The sequence below is a fragment of the Pseudomonas sp. R37(2017) genome (assembly GCF_002113375.1).
GTDB lineage: Bacteria > Pseudomonadota > Gammaproteobacteria > Pseudomonadales > Pseudomonadaceae > Aquipseudomonas.
The window spans coordinates 546,645-564,270 of record NZ_NEHO01000002.1 but is presented as its reverse complement, the minus strand read 5'-3'; the positions used below and the strand labels follow the sequence as shown (position 1 = coordinate 564,270).

The following is a 17,626-nucleotide window of genomic DNA, read 5'->3' as shown; positions in this document are numbered from 1 at the left end:
TGCGCCTGCATGACGCGCTTGCTGGTGTAGTTCTCCGACGCGATCAGCTCGATGTGATCTTCCTGACGTTGCTCTTCGGCATTCATCGCCGCCAGCAGTGCATCGTCGTAACCCTGGATCTGGTCTTGCTTGCTGAACATCGCGTCTCTCCCAGCGGCATCTATGCGCCATTCGTCTCGGTAAGGCACTGGCGGTTCGCCCTTGCCCTTTGAATGCGATGGTATGACTGGCTTGGAGTCGTCAAATGCCTACGGGCGCCACGCAAAGGTGCGTTTACGACATGGCGGAAAATGGCATGCCGGACACAAACCTCAAATCAGCAGAGATCCCCTGTGGGAGCGAGCCTGCTCGCGAAGGCGGTGTGTCAGCAACATTGATGCAGATTGGCACGCCCTCTTCGCGAGCAGGCTCGCTCCCACAGGTTTTACATCTTCCACAGGGTTATGCGATGGCCTGTCGCACAGCCAGCAACATCAGAAAATGCACGGGATAAAGCGCATACGCCCATCTGCGCATGGCTGGTGGTTTTACGTCCCTGGCATGTCGCAAAAGGAACATCCCCAACCAGGGCGCAATCAGACAAGTGGCAACCGCCGCCATCGCCACGTGATTGCCCAATCGCATGGAGTAATACAGCACCTGCCATTGATTGGCGGCCAGACACACCAACCCCGGCAGCAGCGCGAAACTCCAGGGCCGACGCATCACCAGCAACATCGCCAGCGGCAACAACACACCGAAGAAACCAAACATGAGCTTTGACGCGAACAGCGCCGCCAGCACGACGCAAGCGACAGCCAACAGTCGCATCTGAACACTGCGATCCTGCCAGCCACGCGCCACCAGCAGACCCAGTACCAGCGTTGGCATCACGTTCAGCGTGTCGGGATTGGGCAAGAACAATCGATAGGGCATTTCGCTGACCGCGCTGAACAGCACCAGCCATCCCAGATAGCGCCACTGGCCGCCTGTCGCTACGGGCGCCCGCGCCAGATTGGCCGCCATCGCCAGACAAAACCAGGGGAACGCCACCCGCCCCGGCACATACAGCCAATCGGCGGAATAACCGACATATCGCAGGTGATCGAGCACCATGCACAGCAGCGCCAGCCACTTGAGCAAATCCAGTGCACCATCGCGCTGCTTTAAGTGCATAGACATGTGCATAATTGCCCGGCATCTCCGTAACTTTTTGACAGTGATATCCCGTGTACTCCCCGGACGATCTTCGGCAGAGTGCGCCCCCCCTAATTGACCACGAGACGCTTCACCATAGGCATCTCGACCACGGAAGCAGGCCATGACCGACAAGAGCCAACAATTCGCCAGCGACAACTATTCCGGTATCTGCCCTGAAGCCTGGGCTGCCATGGAACAGGCCAACCACGGCCACCAGCGCGCATACGGCGACGACGAGTGGACCGCCCGCGCCTCCGACGGTTTCCGCAAACTGTTCGAGACCGACTGCGAAGTGTTTTTCGCCTTCAACGGCACCGCCGCCAACTCGCTGGCACTGTCGTCCCTGTGCCAGAGTTACCACAGCGTGATCTGCTCGGAAACCGCCCACGTCGAGACCGACGAATGCGGCGCCCCGGAATTCTTCTCCAACGGCTCCAAACTGCTGATCGCCGGCACTGAAAACGGCAAGCTGACCCCGGACTCGATCCGCGAGGTCGCGCTCAAGCGCCAGGACATCCACTACCCCAAACCCCGCGTCGTGACCCTGACCCAGGCCACCGAAGTCGGCAGCGTCTACACCCCGGACGAAATCCGCGCCATCAGCGCCACCTGCAAGGAACTGGGCCTGAACCTGCACATGGACGGCGCGCGCTTCTCCAATGCCTGCGCATTCCTCGGCTGCTCGCCAGCGGACCTGACCTGGAAGGCCGGCGTCGACGTGCTGTGCTTCGGCGGCACGAAAAACGGCATGGCCGTGGGCGAAGCCATCCTGTTCTTCAATCACAAACTGGCCGAAGACTTCGACTACCGCTGCAAACAGGCAGGGCAGCTTGCTTCGAAGATGCGCTTCCTGTCGGCCCCGTGGGTCGGGATCCTGGAAAACGACGCCTGGCTCAAATACGCCAACCACGCCAACCATTGCGCGCAATTGCTCGCCGAGCTGGTCAGCGACATTCCCGGCGTGGAACTGATGTTCCCGGTACAGGCCAACGGCGTGTTCCTGCAACTCTCGGAACCGGCCATCGCCGCGCTGACCGCCAAGGGCTGGCGCTTCTACACCTTCATCGGCAAGGGTGGCGCGCGCTTCATGTGCTCATGGGATACCGAGGAAGAGCGGGTGCGGGAACTGGCGCGGGATATCCGTGAAGTGATGTCTCACTGAAACACGGCTTGCACAGCTCCCTGCAGGAGCGAGCTTGCTCGCGATGAGGCCGGCACATCCAACATTGATGTCAGCTGACACTCCACCATCGCAAGCAAACTCGCTCCCGCAATCGGCAACCAGGCGCCTCATTGCCGTTCGCACCTGAAGACTTCGTCTACATTGTCTGTCGAGCCTCGGCTCACATAACAATAATCAGGAGCGTGCGCATGTCCCTACAAGGCAAAACCCTGTTCATCACCGGTGCCAGCCGTGGCATCGGCCGCGAAATCGCGCTGCGGGCCGCGCGTGATGGGGCCAATATCGTGATTGCCGCCAAGAGCGCGGAACCGCATGCCAAACTGCCCGGGACCATTTTCAGCGTGGCCGGGGAAGTCGAGGCCGCAGGGGGCAAGGCATTGGCCCTGCAGGTAGACGTACGTGAAGAGGATGCCGTACGTGAGGCACTGGCCCAGGCGAACGAGCATTTCGGTGGCATCGATGCACTGATCAACAACGCCGGGGCGATCAAGCTGACCGGTGTCCAGCACCTCGAACTCAAGCGCTTCGACCTGATGCACCAGATCAACACTCGCGCCGTATTGCTGTGCAGTCAGGCTGCGTTGCCGTACCTGAAAAAGTCCGCCGGCCACATCCTCAACCTGTCCCCACCGCTGAACCTGGCGACCAAATGGTTCGCCCAATACAGCCCCTACACCGTCACCAAGTACGGCATGAGCATGCTGACTTTGGGCATGAGTGAGGAGTTCAAGAACTACGGGATCAGCGTCAACTCGCTATGGCCCCAGACGATGATCGCCACCGCCGCGATCGAATTTCAGTTGGGATCGAGGGAATCGTTCAAGCATGCGCGCCTGCCTGCGATCATGGCGGATGCGGCGCATGTGATTCTGAGCAGCAGCGGGCGCAGCATCACCGGGCGCCTGCTGATCGATGAGGAAGTACTGCGGGAAAGTGGCGTGACCGAGTTCGAACACTATCGGTTCGCGCCCGATAGCGACGAAAAACTCATGACCGACCTGTTCGTTGACTGAAACACCCTTCCCTGTAGGAGCGAGCATGCTCGCGATAGCGGACTGTCAGTCGACATCAATTCTGAATGTCAGATCGCAATCGCGAGCATGCTCGCTCCTACAGGGGTTAGTGCGTGACCGTCAGAATTCGATCCGCACGTCGCCTTTCGGCACGCTGCAGCACGACAGGATGAAGCCTTCGGCTTCGTCTTCCTCGGTAATCCCGCCGTTGTGCTCCATCTCCACTTCGCCCCCCAGCTTCAGCACCTTGCAGGTGCCACAGATGCCCATGCCGCAGGCTTTCGGGATCATCAAGCCAACCTTGGCCGCCGCCGCATGCACAGTCTCGCCCGGTGCCACGCGAATGCTCTTGCCTGAAGCGGTGAACTCCACCTCGTGCAGATCCGCCGCATCGATTTCCGGTGCCTCGGCCGCTTGTTCGGCATTCTCCACGGCATCGGCGATCGCCTCTGGCGGCGTCGCACCAAAGGACTCCTCGTGGTAGTGCTTCATATTGAAGCCGGCGTTTTCCAGCAAGCGCTTGACCGCATTCATGTACGGCGTCGGGCCGCAGCAGAACACTTCGCGCTCAAGGAAGTCCGGAACCATCAGTTCCAGCATCTTGTGGTTCAGATAACCGCGATAACCGGACCAGGGCTCACCGAAGCCATGTTTTTCGCAGATCAGGTGCAGGCTGAAGTTTTCGATCCGCGCCGCCATGTGTTCCAGCTCGCGGTGATAAATGATGTCCTTGGGCGAGCGGGCGCTATGGATGAACGCCATGTCGACGTTGCCGTTGGTGTCGAAGAACCACCGAGCCATGGACATGCACGGCGTGATCCCCACCCCGCCACTGAGGTACAGCACTTTCGGGCTGGGGAAATCGATGGCGTTGAACAGCCCCACCGGGCCGTGCACCGCCAGTTCGTAGCCTTCATGCAGGGTGTCGTGCAGCCAGTTCGAGACCTTGCCGCCCGGAACCCGCTTGATGGTCACCGAAAAGCTGTAAGGCACCGACGGCGAACTGGAAATGGTGTACGAGCGCATGATCGGCTGGCCTTCGATCTCCAGCTCCAGGGTGACGAATTGCCCCGGCTTGAAGAAGAACATGATTGGCTGGTCGGCCATAAAGCAAAAGGTGCGCACATCCCAGGTTTCCTGGATGACTTTGACGCAACGGACGATGTGTCGGCCATTGGCCCAGGTCTGGGTGGTTACCGGATTCAGGAAGTTATTGGACATGCTGATCTCCACGGCCGACTGCCGGCCTTCATGTTGGCGATTCTGCGTATAGCGCGAACCATCCATTTACCTATCTGCGACATTCACATGCTTATCGCGACCAGCCTCTAACGACCGGGCCTTGCGCGTCGGGAACAGATTGCACCATGTCGCCCATGGATAAGGTTCGGGCCAGCGCCGGCCCCACACTCGCCCCATACCAAGAGACACTCTTCACACCTTGCGTAGCAACCCTGATCAGCCACTTTCGTCGGCCACGCAGATGGCCTTGAGGATTAAACGATGGACGTCACCACTACCCTGAGCCTGGGCGATCCGCTGGAACCCGCACGCAAGGCCACCGCCCAGATGCTGCAAGAGCGCGAGCGCACCTTCTCGCTGCCGCAGCCGTTCTACACCGACGAGCGCCTGTTCGACATCGACATGCAGGAGATCTTCCAGAAAGAGTGGTTGATCGCCGGCATGACCTGCGAGATCCCGACCAAGGGCAACTACCTGACCCTGCAGGTCGGCAAGAACCCGATCATCGTGATCCGCGGCGCCGATGGCGTGGTGCATGCCTTCCACAACGTCTGCCGTCACCGCGGCTCACGCCTGTGCACCAGCGACAAGGGCAAGGTCGCAAAACTGGTCTGCCACTACCACCAGTGGACCTACGAACTCGACGGTCGCCTGCTGTTCGCCGGCACCGAAATGGGCGCCGACTTCGACATGAACCAGTACGGCCTCAAGCCGGTGAACGTGAAGACCGCCGGCGGCTACATCTTCATCAGCCTGGCGGAAAACCCGCCGGCCATCGATGAATTCCTGGCGACGCTGACCCATTACATGGAACCGTACGACATGGAAAACACCAAGGTGGCGGTGCAAACCACCTTGATGGAAAAAGCCAACTGGAAACTGGTGCTGGAAAACAACCGCGAGTGCTACCACTGCGGCGGCTCGCACCCTGAGTTGCTGAAAACCCTGCTGGAATGGGACGACGTCACCGACCCGCGCGCCGACCAGGCGTTCAAGGATCACGTGGCCGCCTCCGCCGCTGCCTGGGAAGCCGAGAAGATCCCTTACGCCCACGCCAGCTTCGGCCTGCGCAACCGCATCGTGCGTATGCCGCTGCTCAAGGGCACCGTGTCGATGACCATGGACGGCAAACAGGGCTGCGCCAAGCTGATGGGCCGCATCAAGAACCCGGACCTGGGCTCGATGCGCATCCTGCACCTGCCGCACTCCTGGAACCACTGCATGGGCGACCACATCATCGTGTTCACCGTGTGGCCGATCAGCGCCCAGGAAACCATGGTCACCACCAAGTGGCTGGTACACAAAGACGCCGTCGAAGGCGTGGACTACGACGTGGAACGCATGCGCCAGGTCTGGGACGCCACCAACGACCAGGACCGTCGCCTGGCCGAAGAAAACCAGCGTGGCATCAACTCCACCGCCTACCAGCCAGGTCCGTATTCCAAGACCTATGAGTTCGGTGTGGTGAACTTCATCGACTGGTACAGCGGTCGCATGCTGAACAACCTGGGCGCCGAGCCTGCGCCGTACCTCAAAGGGGTTGCGGTCAGCGGCTAACAGCATCGCGGGCAAGCCCGCTCCCACAGGATTTTGGTTGTTCACTCAATTTGTTCAACAACGTAAATCTCTGTGGGAGCGGGCTTGCCCGCGATGAGTCTCTTCCGGTCACTACCTCTCTTCCCGCAACACCAACTCCTCGCATTTGAAACTGTACGAAATATGACCTATTCCGTTCAGCGCTATACCCCACGCGGCCCCCAGCCTTCCGCAAACAACTTATCCACATCTCCACCCACAGCAAATGGGGACAACTGTGGAAAGTCTGCAAGTTTTCTCCACAGAAACTGAAGAAAATCCGTGACTTATTAAGCGCGAGGATTTTTCCCGCCACCTGATCATTTATTGATCAAATCTCTGAAAACTACGTAATACGTGGCTTTCAGCGTATAGCGAACACCTTATCCACAGAAGCGCCAACAGACTTTGGGGGAAACTTTCCCGGCATTGTGGAAAACCGCTGAAAGCCACGAATTTCCTGTGTTCTGGAGATACCTGGTTAGCAAAACGGCCAATTTGAACATTTTTTGATCAAACCTTCGAAAGCCACGGTTTATATGGCCCGTAGCGGTAAACGAACATCTTATCCACAGAAACGCCAACAGAGATTGGGGGCAAATCCTGTTAGCCGATCACACTTATCCTCTGAAAAATCCTTTGAAAACCGCAATTCAGGCTGGTTGTTTTTTGATCGACGGGCTGCAAGCCCTGATCTGCAAGGGCTTGAGAAAGGGGCAAACATGTTATCCACAGAAGCGCCAACAGGGATTGTGGGTAACCACATCCAATCGACTCGAACCCGTCAAACTTTGTTGAAACACGAGCGCCCCGTTTCGATATCCAGGCTCATCTCGAAATCCTCGAACGCCCGCCACCCAAGCAGAACGGAAGGCACGTACCACCCTCTCACCCGGGACGGCGGAATGGTGAAGTGCGGGTAATATTTGTAGATGACCGGCAGACTGTGGCCGGGCAGGTTCAGCACACCCTTGAAGGCTTGGTAGCGTTGCTTCTCGGTGGTATCGAGCGGGGAACTTCCAGGGGTCAGCGTCTGCACCACGTTGATTGGCTCACCGGGCAAGGCGGAGGTCAGGTAATCGACATTGCCGGTGTCGACGATCGCCTGGGTCATGCGATTGTCCAGACGGGCGGCGATGGTCAGTCGCTGGTTGAGGTCCACGCGGGTGTAGGTAATCGGCGAGTCGCAGCGCGGGAACAGTGCAGGGTTGAGTATCAGGGTCTCGCGGGTAATTTTCAGCCGTCCCAGCTTGCTGATCAGATCCAGCCCCAGCAGGTTGTCTCGATCGCTGACGAACACCAGCACGTTCCTGAACTCGCTTGAGCCGATCTTCAGCGAATCGATGACGCCAAGCCTGGCCGACAGATTGTTCTCGCCGTAAAAGGTGCTGTAGGCGTAGTGAGAGTCGCTCAGCCACCTGATCCCCATCAACTTTGCGGTGTCGACATTGATCCGGGTTTGCGGCGCGCCTGTATCGAGGATGAAACGTGCGGAATGACCGTTAGCGGCACTGACATCGATGAATGGCAGCACCTGTTGTGCGATGAAATGGTCACGGGCGTAAGGATGAATCTTCAGCACTTCGCGTTGCGAAGTGCGTTTTACCGTGAAATTGCCAGTCGTGCGCAGTATCGCCAGGGATTGATCGCCGAACATCGAGAACAGAAGCTTCAGCTCTGGATCGGCCTGGATGACCCCAGCGTGTCGGCGCTGAATCGCCAGGTAGTAATCCGGCAACTGGTTGGCAGCCTTGAGCTCGAACATCCGGGCGATCACCGTCACCGAACAATCGAGATTTCCCCCCGGCTCTGACACACGGTCACAACGCTCGCGCAGCTGCTCCAGGGTGGCTTTCTGCCCCTGATCCGAGGCCAACCATTGATAGAAGCCCGGTTCGGGCAAGACACGCGGCTCAGGCGCGTTCGGCGGGGTAGCGGCGGTCAATCCCGTCGACACCAGGACCACCCAGGCGAGGAGCAAGCGCTTCAGCGGCTTCATGGCCAACCCACTCATAAAAACCAGGTTTCATGAACAAGCGCTGAACCTCTGAAAGCTCCTTGATCCCGTGATGCACCCTGACCAGCGCACCTTGAAAATGTAGCTCATCCAATGCGCTGGAGGACGGGGAGCGAGAGTTATCCACAACCCGTCGCCGGTCGCATCGAGCCCCTAGGGCCGATACATCAGATAAGCCTCACCCGTCACCCGAATCATCGGATGCGGCGTGATCTGGCAGGTATCGACAACTCGAAACCCATGGCGCTCGTAGAAACGCCGGGCGCCGGTATTGGCGGCGTAGTCGATCAGGCTCAGGCCATTGAGGCCCAGCTGATTGGCACGGTCGTAGGCGTAGGCGAGGAACTGTTTGCCCAGGCCTTGATTTCGCCAACCCTCATGCAGCGCGAGGCTGGAAATGTAGAGCGTGTCGGGGATTTCCATCGTGGCATAGGGTGCCAGCACCGGATCGGTCACGGGCTCGGCGAATGGATCGTGACGCATCACATAGCTGTGCATCATGCCAATGACCTGCCCGTTCGTCTCGGCGATCAGGCAGTTCTGCCAGGAGAAATCCACATCGTCGCGGGCATAGCGCTGGGCGCCGACGTCGAGCAGGTTCTGGCCGGGTTCGGCAATCTGGCTCCAGATGTAATCTGAAGCACCCTCGGATGAAATCTGGAACAGGCGCGCAATCTCCCGCGCATCCGCGCGGACCGCGGAACGAAATTCAACAGCCATTATTTTTCCCTGTGGAAAACAAATCTGTGGTGAGGGGCTAGCCAGTCAGCCAAAAGATTGAACAGGCGATGAAAACATTGTGGCGAGGGGGCTTGCCCCCGCTGGGCTGCGCAGCGGCCCCAAAAAGATGGGACTGCTGCGCAGTCCAACGGGGGCAAGCCCCCTCGCCACAGGTTACTCATTGTTTTTTACATCTCTTGACCGACCCGAAAGAGTCAGCGAACAACGCCTTCTTCGACCAGCAACTTGAGAATCGCCTCGGCACCCGCTTGTGCGGTCACGCCCTTGAGCACTTGCCCGCCACCGCCACTGGCCTTGGCCGTCGCGGCTTTCATACGGTCGGCGCCGCTCTTGGCCTTGATCACTTTCAGGCGTTTGGGTCGCGGCTTGGCCGGTTGCAGCGTTGCGACCGCCAACAGTTCATCGTCGACCACTTCCACTTCATCGGCCTGCAACACCCCGCGCCGGGCCGGGCCGTAGGCGCTTTGCCGTGGCTTGGGCGCGGCGTTATCCACAGTCGCCAGGAACGGCAGACGTACCTTCAACCGACGACGCTGGCCACGGGGCAAGGCTTGCAGCACCAGTGCCGAGCCGCCGTCGATCGACTCGACCTGGGCCAACCCCACTACCAGCGGCCAGCCAAGGCCCTCCGCCAGCAGGAACGGCAGCATGCCCGAGCCTTCACCGGTTTCCGCCTGGCTGCCGGTCAGCACCACCTGAGCTCCAGCGTCGCGCAGATAAGCGGTCAATGCCGGCAGCGCATCGGCGCCTTGCGGTTGTTCCAGCACGTGAAGTTGTTCCAGGCCCATGCCCAGATAAGCCCGCAGCGCAGGCTCGGCCACATCGCCGGCATGCAGCACCTGCAAGTTATCCCCAGCCAGTTGCAGACCCAGTTCCACCGCCCGTGCATCCTGTTCCGCGCGACGCGGACGACCGGAGGTCGGGTGCGCGCCGATGGACACCAGGCTGATGATTTTCGTGCTCATAACCCTTTCCTTCCCTTAAGCCGCATCGCGCTTGGCGTCGTTGCGGTAAGCCTCTACCGCCTCGATCAAGGCTTGAAGAATCTCCGCGCTCTCGCCGATCACCGAGAGGTCCGCGCGCTTGATCATGTCGCAGCCAGGGTCGAGATTGATCGCCACCACCTTGTCACAGGCACCGATGCCTTGCAGGTGCTGGATCGCCCCGGAAATCCCCACCGCCACATAAACCCGCGCGGTGACCCAGGTGCCGGACGCGCCGACCTGACGATCACGGGCCATGAAGCCGTCGTCCACCGCCACCCGCGATGCGCCTTCGGTCGCGCCGAGGGCTTCGGCGGTCCTGTGGAAAAGTCCCCAGTCCTTGACCCCGTTGCCACCGGAGAAAATGAATTCGGCTTCGGCCATGGGGATCGCCGCCGGGTCCACCGCCACCGCGCCCAGATCTTCGATCCGCGACAGGCTGCGCGCCACGGCTGTGGATAACTCCACCGGCAAGGCTTCATGACGGGTTTCGCTGACCGGTTCGGCGCACTCGACAGCCGCCAGAATCAAGCGCGCCAGCGGACGGGCAAGGTCTTGCAGACCCGCGCCGGCGCGGCCGATGCACTCCTGATCCTTGACCTGCCAGACCCGGGTGGCCGGGCGTTCGCCCAGTGCCGCGGCAAAACGCCGGCCCAGTTCGCCACCGCCACTGCGGCTGTCCGGCAGCAGCCAGTGACGCGGGCTGAACTGGTTATCCACAGCCCGCAGGCCCTGGACCCGTTGCTCCGGTGCATAACCGCTGAACTCCTCACCCTCCAGCACCAGCAGGCGATCGACGCCCGCCGTGGCGAAAGCGTTTTCCTTGTGCTCGCCGAAGACCACGGCCAGCACCGCGCCGTCCTTGCCAGCCAGTTGATGGGCCAGGCCCAGCAGGTCGCGGTCGTGACTGCTCAAGCGGCCACCGACCATGTCCGGCACCACGCTGATGTAAAACGCCGGCGCCACCACCTGATGCAATGGCAACTGCACTTCGACAGCGGCTGAACGTTTGGTCGTCCCGCCCTGCTGGGCGCCACTGCGGTCGATGCGCTTGATGCCATTGGGGCCGATAAAGCCAATGCCGTGGGGATTCTTGCGGATGACACCGTTCGGCCCCATCCAGCTGTGTTGCACCGGCTGCATGGCTGCGTGCAGCGGATGCAGGCGGTTGCGGGCAATCCGCTCGGCTCGCGGATCGCGGCGAATAATGTCGCTCATCAGTGCACCTCCGCGGCTACACGTTGGGCCGCAGCCGCTGGCTTGCTCGGCGCTGCGTCTTCGAGCAACGCATCGGCCACCAGTTCGGCAATGTCCTTGATCATCGGCCGGGGCTCGACCACGCCTTCGAGCATCGCCGTGCATTGTGGACAACCCACCGCCACCAGTTCGGCGCCGGTTTCGCGGATGTCTTCCATGCGCATGTCGGGGATACGTTGCTTGCCGGGAATGTCGGTGATTGGCGCACCGCCACCACCGCCGCAGCAGCGGGAGCGGAAACCGGAGCGTTGCATTTCTTTCACTTCAATCCCGAGGGCACGCAACACCTGGCGCGGTGCCTCGTATTCGCCATTGTAGCGGCCCAGGTAGCACGGGTCGTGATAGGTCACGCTGTCGCCTTTGTGCTGACCGAGATTGAGCGCGCCAGCATCGATGATTTCCGCCATGTAGGTGCTGTGGTGCTGCACCAGATAGTTGCCATCGAAGGCGCCGTACTCGTTTTTCAGCACGTGGAAGCTGTGTGGATCGCAGGTGACGATGCGGTTGAAACTGTACTTGGCCAGGGTCTGGATGTTGCGTTTGGCCAACAGTTGGAAGGTCGCTTCGTCGCCCAGGCGCCGGGCCACGTCACCGCTGTCGCGCTCTTCGAGGCCGAGCACGGCGAAGTCGATTTTCGCCGCCTTGAGCACTTTGACGAAGGCGCGCAGGGTGCGCTGGTTGCGCATGTCGAAGGCACCGTCGCCGACCCAGAACAGCACGTCGGTGGATTTCTTTTCGCTGAGCAGGTTGAGGTTCAGGTCCGCCGCCCAGTTCATCCGTCCGCCCGGTGCGAAACCGCCCGGGTTGTCGGTGGCGATCAGGTTTTCCAGGACCTCGGCGCCCTTGTTCGGCGTCGCACCTTTTTCCAGGGTCAGATGGCGGCGCATGTCGACGATGGCATCGACGTGCTCGATCATCATCGGGCATTCCTCGACGCAGGCACGGCAGGTGGTGCACGACCACAGGGTTTCGGCGTCGACCAGACCGTTGACGATCGGTTGATGCGGGTTGCCGGAATGCTCGCCGATTGGCTTGCCTGGATACGGGCTGCCGGCGAACTTGGCATCGCTGCCGCCGGCCAGGCCGACGACCATGTCCTGGATGAGCTTTTTCGGGTTCAGTGGCTGGCCGGCGGCGAACGCCGGGCATGCCGCTTCGCATTTACCGCACTGCACGCAGGCATCGAAGCCGAGCAACTGGTTCCAGGTGAAATCCTTGGGTTTTTCCACGCCCAGCGGTGCGCTCGGGTCGTTCAGGTCGAGCGGTTTCAGCCCCGTGGAACGACCGCCGCCAAAGCGCTCGGCGCGACGGTGCCAGGCCAGGTGCAAGGCACCGGCGAAGGCGTGTTTCATCGGCCCGCCCCAGGTCATGCCGAAGAACAGTTCCGATACGCCCCACAGCACGCCGATGCCGAGAATCGTCGCCAACAGCCAGCCGCCGAAGTTCTCCGGCAGGATGCCCGCCACCGGCAGGGTCACCAGGAAAAACGACGCCGAGAACGCCAGCAGGCTTTTCGGCAGGCGCATCCACGGGCCTTTGGACAGACGCGACGGCGGGTTGCGCCGACGCAGGTAAACAAAGATCGCGCCGACGAACATCACCGCCGACATCAGCAACAGCGCATAGCCGAGGAAGCGGTTATGCAGGCCGAAACCATGCACCAGGATCGCCAGCACGATGGACGCCACTGCACCGCCCGCCGTGGCGACGTGGGTGTTGGCAATGTATTTGTCCCGCGCTACCACATGGTGCAAATCGACCATGTAGCGCTTGGGCATGGCGAACAGGCCGCCGATCAGGTCGACCTTGGAGGCTCGGCCCCGGCGCCACATGGCCACCCGCCGCAACGCGCCGAGAACCGCAAGGCCCAGGGCAGCGAACAACAGGATTGGAAGAAGGGTGTTCAACATAGGTGTTGCTCCCAAAGACCGCAGGGTCTTGCAGGTCGAGATGCCTTACTCGGTTCCTGTAGGGGCGGGTTCCCGCTTGCGGCATGCTCGCGAAAAACCTGAGAACGCCGCGTTGAATCAGAGATCCCGCGTCATCGTTCACGTCCATCGCGAGCATGCTCGCTCCTACAGGGTCATGTGCAAGCCTTTAGAAGTCTTTGCACAACCGCAGCGCGTCATAGATGGCTGCGTGCACGTTACGCTGGGCCACGCAGTCGCCGATGCGGAACAGCAGGTAGCCGTCGCCGCTTTGCTCCAGACAAGGCTGCGGCTTGATCGCGAACAGGGCTTCGACGTCGATCTGGCCCTTGTTGCGCGAACCTTCCTTGAGCGCGTAGTAGATTTCCTCGTCCGGGCGCACGCCGTTTTCGACGACCACCTGGTCCACCACCCGCTCCTCTTTGGCGCCGGTGTATTCGTTTTCCAGCACCGCCACCAGCTTGTCGCCTTCGCGGTAGACCTTCTCCAGCATCATGTCGCCGGTCATGATCACTTCTTTGGGGTACATGCTGCGGTAGTAGGTCGGGAACGACGTACCGCCGATCGCCACGCCAGGCTTGATGTCGTCGGTGACGATCTCGACCTGGCTGCCCTTGTCGGCGAGGAAGTCGGCGGTCGACATGCCGGTGAATTCGCAGATGGTGTCGTAGACCAGCACGTTCTTGCCCGGCGCCACCTTGCCGTCGAGCACGTCCCAACTGCTGACCACCAGGCCTTCAGCCGCGCCCCAGTGCTCATTCTGCTCCAGGTACGGATGACCGCCGACAGCCAGCACCACCACATCCGGACGCAGGTCCATGATGGTCGGCGCATCCGCCGCGGTGCCCAGGCGCAGGTCGACTTTCAACCGGGCCAGTTCCAGCTGATACCAGCGGGTGATACCGGCGATCTGGTCACGCTGCGGCGCCTTGGCCGCGGTGGTGATCTGCCCGCCGATGAATTCCTTCTTCTCGAACAGGGTCACGTCGTGGCCACGTTCGGCGGCGACACGGGCGGCTTCCATCCCCGCAGGGCCGGCACCGACCACTACCACCTTGCGTTTCTTGCCGGTGGTTTTTTCGATGATGTGCGGCAGGCCCATGTATTCACGGGAGGTCGCCGCGTTCTGGATGCACAACACATCCAGGCCCTGATACTGACGGTCGATGCAGTAGTTGGCACCGACGCATTGCTTGATCTGGTCGACCTGGCCCATCTTGATCTTGGCGATCAGGTGCGGGTCGGCGATGTGCGCGCGGGTCATGCCGACCATGTCGACGTAACCGCCCTCCAGAATACGGGTGGCCTGGTTCGGGTCCTTGATGTTCTGCGCATGCAGCACCGGAACCTTGACCACTTCCTTGATACCGGCGGCCAGGTGCAGGAACGGCTCCGGTGGATAACTCATGTTCGGAATCACGTTGGCCAGGGTGTTGTGGGTGTCGCAACCCGAACCCACGACGCCGATGAAGTCGAGCATGCCGGTGTCGTCGTAATACTTGGCGATCTGCTTCATGTCCTCGTGAGACAAACCATCCGGGTGGAACTCGTCACCGCAGATACGCATGCCCACGCAGAAATCGTCACCGACCTCGGCGCGTACGGCCTTGAGCACTTCCAGGCCGAATTTCATGCGGCCTTCGAAGGTGCCGCCCCATTCGTCGGTACGCTTGTTGACCCGCGGGCTCCAGAACTGGTCGATCATGTGCTGGTGCACGGCCGACAGTTCGACGCCGTCCAGGCCACCGGCCTTGGCGCGACGTGCCGCTTGCGCGTAGTTGCCGATCACCCGCCAGATTTCTTCCGGCTCGATGGTTTTGCAGGTGGCGCGGTGCACCGGTTCACGGATGCCCGACGGCGACATCAGCGTCGGCCAGTTGAAACCGTCCCAACGGGAGCGACGGCCCATGTGGGTAATCTGGATCATGATCTTGGCGCCGTGCTTGTGCATGGCGTCGGCCAGATTCTGGAAGTGCGGAATGATGCGGTCGGTGGACAGGTTCACCGAGCTCCACCATTCCTGCGGGCTGTCGATGGCCACCACGGACGAACCGCCGCAGATCGCCAGGCCGATCCCGCCCTTGGCCTTCTCTTCGTAATACTTGACGTACCGGTCGGTGGTCATGCCGCCGTCGGTGGCGTAGACCTCGGCGTGCGCGGTGCTGAGCACGCGGTTGCGGATGGTCAGTTTGCCGATCTGGATCGGCTGGAACATTGCTTCGAAAGCCATGGCGGGTTCCTCGACTTACAACGGCTTGACGGTGAACAGGCCGTCGTCGTGGCCCTCTTCGGAGCCACCGTAGACTTGTTCGGCCACGGTACGGATCTTGCTGCCGCGAGCGGCGAGGATCTGATCCATTGCCCCTGCAAACCAGCCGGTGAACATGTAGTCGACCTTGCGCCCGACCTTGCCGTACACGTAGACGAACGCCGAGTGTTCGAGCTTGACGCTGGCGGTGCCTTTGTCGAGGTCGATGTCCTGGATCTTGAACAGGCCCCAACCGCGTTGCGACAGACGCTTCATGTAGTGCTCGAACACCGCGACACCTTCCAGGCCATGGCATTCGGCTTCTTTTTCACACCAGTGCCAGGCGGACTTGTAGCCGGCCTTGTAGAGAATTTCGGCATAGGCTTCGGCGCCCAGCACTTCCTCGATGCCCATGTGGTTGTTGACGAAGAAATGGCGCGGTACGTACAGCATCGGCAGGGCGTCGGACGTCCAGACACCGGTCTCGCTGTCGACTTCGATAGGCAATTGCGGGGCGATCTTGGCCATGGAAACTTAACTCCAGAAAAATTTTGTTGTTGCCCCCGGCGCGGCCGGCCGGGGGAAAGGATTCAGAAGAGCGGTGGCTTATTCGCCCCAAACGTCTTTCAAGACGTTGACCCAGTTCTCGCCCATGATCTTGCGCACCACGCGCTCGGAGTGGCCGCGCTTGAGCAAGGTCTCGGTCAGGTTCGGGAACTCGCCCACGGTGCGGATGCCCAGCGGGTTGATGATCTTGCCGAAGCTGGTCAGACGGCGGGCGTAGCCCTTGTCGTGGGTCAGGTATTCGAAGAAGTCCTGGCCGTGACCCTGGGTGAAGTCGGTGCCGATGCCGATGGCGTCTTCGCCGACGATGTTCATGGTGTATTCGATGGCTTCGGCGTAGTCGTCGATGGTCGAGTCGATGCCCTTGGCCAGGAACGGCGCGAACATGGTCACGCCGACGAAACCGCCGTGGTCGGCAATGAACTTGAGTTCTTCATCGGACTTGTTGCGCGGGTGCTCCTTGAGCCCCGACGGCAGGCAGTGGGAGTAGCAGACCGGCTTCTTCGATTCGAGGATGACTTCTTCGGAAGTCTTGGAACCGACGTGGGACAGGTCGCACATGACGCCGACGCGGTTCATCTCGGCAACGATTTCGCGACCGAAGCCCGACAGGCCGCCGTCTCGCTCGTAGCAGCCGGTACCCACCAGGTTCTGGGTGTTGTAGCACATCTGCACGATGCCCACGCCGAGCTGCTTGAAGACTTCGACATAGCCGATCTGGTCTTCAAACGCATGGGCGTTCTGGAAGCCGAAAAGGATGCCGGTCTTGCCCTGCTCCTTGGCTTTGCGGATGTCGGCGGTGGTGCGCACCGGCATCACCAGGTCACTGTTCTCGCGGATCAGCTTCTGGCTGGCGGCGATGTTGTTGACGGTGGCCTGGAAGCCTTCCCACACCGACACGGTGCAGTTGGCCGCGGTCAGACCGCCCTTGCGCATGTCTTCGAACAGTTCACGGTTCCACTTGGCGATAATCAGCCCGTCGATAACGATACTGTCGGCGTGCAATTCGGCTGGGCTCATCAGGCTGTCCCCTTGTTAGCGATTCATGCGCCGAATCGTCTGCCGGCGCTTTGGAGCCAGCATATGCCTCGGTGCGGGGGCAGCCGGGTGCAAAAACGACAGGGGGTTTGCCGAAAGCGTCAATCCGCGACAAAGGGTCGCCGCAAGGCTCGATTGACGCCCTGTTCAAGGCGTTGCGCTTGGGCCAGAATTCGCCGCATCACTGGAATAGAGCGGCGACCTGAATGAAATCCATCCTTCTGGCTTTGGCACTGATTACGACCGGCGTACACGCGGCAGAGGTGTCCGACGACAACCCGTGCGACAAAGTCGAAAACGATGTCCAGACCCTCGAGTGCTCGGTCTTCAGCAAAACCACCGCCGAAGACCTGCTCAAGGAAAATCTCCAAGGCCTGACCGACCGCATGCAGTCGCAATACGGCAAAAACCCTTCGCAATTGGCCGACATCACCGCCAAGATCAAGGCCGCCCAACAGCAATGGCTGAAGACTCGGGATGCCGACTGCGCCGTCGAAGCCTTCCCGGCCACCAGCGGCAGCAAGGCGTTCACCATCGCGCAAAACGATTGCGTGGCGCGAATGAGCGATGAACGGTCGGAGTTTTTGGAGTCGATTGGGCAGGAATAGTCCTGAATATTCCGCTGAAAGCTGGCACTACCACCAGCTTTCAATCGCCA

General features: G+C 60.7%; 14 protein-coding genes and 1 pseudogene. 4 read left to right on the top strand and 11 right to left on the bottom strand.

What is annotated here, in order from left to right; genetic code table 11:
- Together glyA and CAG47_RS05790 are read right to left on the bottom strand one after the other, a co-directional pair.
- Positions 1–140 (bottom strand): annotated as a pseudogene (gene glyA, locus CAG47_RS27710) (serine hydroxymethyltransferase); the annotation flags it as partial.
- A 301-nt stretch (positions 141–441) separates the two neighbouring features.
- Positions 442–1,167 (bottom strand): TraX family protein, encoded by a 726-nt coding sequence (locus CAG47_RS05790; RefSeq protein ID WP_085723959.1) that lies wholly within the window; start codon positions 1,165–1,167, stop codon positions 442–444.
- Between the two features lie 133 nt (positions 1,168–1,300).
- Between CAG47_RS05790 and CAG47_RS05785 the strand changes: the two genes are divergently transcribed.
- Together CAG47_RS05785 and CAG47_RS05780 are read left to right on the top strand one after the other, a co-directional pair.
- Positions 1,301–2,341 carry a low specificity L-threonine aldolase gene (locus tag CAG47_RS05785; protein ID WP_085723958.1) on the top strand — a complete coding sequence of 347 codons (1,041 nt, stop codon included), beginning with the start codon at positions 1,301–1,303 and terminating at the stop codon, positions 2,339–2,341.
- 209 nt (positions 2,342–2,550) lie between these two features.
- The gene (locus tag CAG47_RS05780) at positions 2,551–3,375 is read left to right on the top strand and encodes an NAD(P)-dependent oxidoreductase (RefSeq protein WP_085723957.1); all 825 of its coding nucleotides are present in this window, start codon (positions 2,551–2,553) and stop codon (positions 3,373–3,375) included.
- Positions 3,376–3,495: 120 nt separating this feature from the next.
- Here the strand turns inward: CAG47_RS05780 and gbcB are convergent, their stop codons facing one another.
- Positions 3,496–4,596, bottom strand: coding sequence for a glycine-betaine demethylase subunit GbcB (gbcB, locus tag CAG47_RS05775; RefSeq protein ID WP_085723956.1), 1,101 nt, complete (start codon positions 4,594–4,596; stop codon positions 3,496–3,498).
- Positions 4,597–4,878: 282 nt separating this feature from the next.
- On the opposite strand from gbcB, the gene gbcA reads away from it, so the two are divergent.
- Entirely contained in the window at positions 4,879–6,174 is a 1,296-nt protein-coding gene (gene gbcA / locus CAG47_RS05765) for a glycine-betaine demethylase subunit GbcA (protein ID WP_085723955.1), read from the top strand.
- A gap of 802 nt (positions 6,175–6,976) precedes the next feature.
- Here gbcA and CAG47_RS05760 read toward each other — a convergent pair.
- From CAG47_RS05760 to CAG47_RS05725, 8 genes are all read right to left on the bottom strand, one after another.
- Positions 6,977–8,191 carry a retropepsin-like aspartic protease gene (locus CAG47_RS05760; RefSeq protein WP_256577371.1) on the bottom strand — a complete coding sequence of 405 codons (1,215 nt, stop codon included), beginning with the start codon at positions 8,189–8,191 and terminating at the stop codon, positions 6,977–6,979.
- 171 nt (positions 8,192–8,362) lie between these two features.
- A complete protein-coding gene (locus tag CAG47_RS05755) occupies positions 8,363–8,929 on the bottom strand; it encodes a GNAT family N-acetyltransferase (RefSeq protein WP_085723953.1) in 567 nt (188 codons plus the stop codon).
- 215 nt (positions 8,930–9,144) lie between these two features.
- Positions 9,145–9,915 carry an electron transfer flavoprotein subunit beta gene (locus CAG47_RS05750; RefSeq protein ID WP_085723952.1) on the bottom strand — a complete coding sequence of 257 codons (771 nt, stop codon included), beginning with the start codon at positions 9,913–9,915 and terminating at the stop codon, positions 9,145–9,147.
- A gap of 15 nt (positions 9,916–9,930) precedes the next feature.
- Positions 9,931–11,151, bottom strand: a complete 1,221-nt coding sequence (locus tag CAG47_RS05745; RefSeq protein ID WP_085723951.1) for an electron transfer flavoprotein subunit alpha/FixB family protein — start codon at positions 11,149–11,151, stop codon at positions 9,931–9,933.
- The gene (dgcB, locus tag CAG47_RS05740; protein ID WP_085723950.1) at positions 11,151–13,100 is read right to left on the bottom strand and encodes a dimethylglycine demethylation protein DgcB; all 1,950 of its coding nucleotides are present in this window, start codon (positions 13,098–13,100) and stop codon (positions 11,151–11,153) included. Before dgcB ends, CAG47_RS05745 begins: the two co-directional genes overlap by 1 nt.
- Before the next feature lie 187 nt (positions 13,101–13,287).
- Positions 13,288–15,348, bottom strand: coding sequence for a dimethylglycine demethylation protein DgcA (gene dgcA, locus CAG47_RS05735; protein WP_085723949.1), 2,061 nt, complete (start codon positions 15,346–15,348; stop codon positions 13,288–13,290).
- A gap of 15 nt (positions 15,349–15,363) precedes the next feature.
- Positions 15,364–15,894, bottom strand: coding sequence for a DUF5943 domain-containing protein (locus CAG47_RS05730; protein WP_003228980.1), 531 nt, complete (start codon positions 15,892–15,894; stop codon positions 15,364–15,366).
- 78 nt (positions 15,895–15,972) lie between these two features.
- Positions 15,973–16,950 carry a dipeptidase gene (locus CAG47_RS05725; RefSeq protein WP_085723948.1) on the bottom strand — a complete coding sequence of 326 codons (978 nt, stop codon included), beginning with the start codon at positions 16,948–16,950 and terminating at the stop codon, positions 15,973–15,975.
- Between the two features lie 224 nt (positions 16,951–17,174).
- Between CAG47_RS05725 and CAG47_RS05720 the strand changes: the two genes are divergently transcribed.
- Positions 17,175–17,576 (top strand): lysozyme inhibitor LprI family protein, encoded by a 402-nt coding sequence (locus CAG47_RS05720; protein WP_085723947.1) that lies wholly within the window; start codon positions 17,175–17,177, stop codon positions 17,574–17,576.
- Positions 17,577–17,626 lie beyond the last annotated feature (50 nt).

Coding starts and splice junctions, on each gene's coding strand:
- CAG47_RS05790 (WP_085723959.1), bottom strand. CDS start 1,167: ATGCACATGTCTATGCACTTAAAGCAGCGCGATGGTGCACTGGATTTG.
- CAG47_RS05785 (WP_085723958.1), top strand. CDS start 1,301: ATGACCGACAAGAGCCAACAATTCGCCAGCGACAACTATTCCGGTATC.
- CAG47_RS05780 (WP_085723957.1), top strand. CDS start 2,551: ATGTCCCTACAAGGCAAAACCCTGTTCATCACCGGTGCCAGCCGTGGC.
- gbcB (WP_085723956.1), bottom strand. CDS start 4,596: ATGTCCAATAACTTCCTGAATCCGGTAACCACCCAGACCTGGGCCAAT.
- gbcA (WP_085723955.1), top strand. CDS start 4,879: ATGGACGTCACCACTACCCTGAGCCTGGGCGATCCGCTGGAACCCGCA.
- CAG47_RS05760 (WP_256577371.1), bottom strand. CDS start 8,191: ATGAAGCCGCTGAAGCGCTTGCTCCTCGCCTGGGTGGTCCTGGTGTCG.
- CAG47_RS05755 (WP_085723953.1), bottom strand. CDS start 8,929: ATGGCTGTTGAATTTCGTTCCGCGGTCCGCGCGGATGCGCGGGAGATT.
- CAG47_RS05750 (WP_085723952.1), bottom strand. CDS start 9,915: ATGAGCACGAAAATCATCAGCCTGGTGTCCATCGGCGCGCACCCGACC.
- CAG47_RS05745 (WP_085723951.1), bottom strand. CDS start 11,151: ATGAGCGACATTATTCGCCGCGATCCGCGAGCCGAGCGGATTGCCCGC.
- dgcB (WP_085723950.1), bottom strand. CDS start 13,100: ATGTTGAACACCCTTCTTCCAATCCTGTTGTTCGCTGCCCTGGGCCTT.
- dgcA (WP_085723949.1), bottom strand. CDS start 15,348: ATGGCTTTCGAAGCAATGTTCCAGCCGATCCAGATCGGCAAACTGACC.
- CAG47_RS05730 (WP_003228980.1), bottom strand. CDS start 15,894: ATGGCCAAGATCGCCCCGCAATTGCCTATCGAAGTCGACAGCGAGACC.
- CAG47_RS05725 (WP_085723948.1), bottom strand. CDS start 16,950: ATGAGCCCAGCCGAATTGCACGCCGACAGTATCGTTATCGACGGGCTG.
- CAG47_RS05720 (WP_085723947.1), top strand. CDS start 17,175: ATGAAATCCATCCTTCTGGCTTTGGCACTGATTACGACCGGCGTACAC.